General features: G+C 45.8%; 1 protein-coding gene. It reads right to left on the reverse strand.

Annotated elements, in window-relative coordinates; all coding sequences use genetic code 11:
* Positions 1 to 73 precede the first annotated feature (73 nt).
* Positions 74 to 262 (reverse strand): hypothetical protein (locus HMPREF2904_RS11800; RefSeq protein ID WP_218108833.1); only part of this gene is annotated, 189 nt, incomplete at its 5' end.

Below are 262 nucleotides of genomic sequence, written 5' to 3' on the forward strand. Positions count from 1 at the left end.
CAGTCCGATTCGCTGGTTAAAGAATCAGTTTCTGCGAGTCAATCAGACTCGCTGGTTCAGGCATCTGTATCGTCTAGCCAATCAGAATCCTTGGTTCAATCGTCGGTTTCAGTAAGTCAGTCAGAGTCTTTGCTTCAGGAATCCGTTTCGACCAGCCAGTCTGATTCCTTGGTTCAAGAATCAGTTTCTTCAAGCCAATCTGAGTCGCTGGTTCAAGAGTCGATTTCAGTGAGTCAATCCGACTCACAATCAAAAGCAGCAT

It is taken from the genome of Streptococcus sp. HMSC072G04 (genome assembly GCF_001813295.1).
Lineage (GTDB): Bacteria > Bacillota > Bacilli > Lactobacillales > Streptococcaceae > Streptococcus.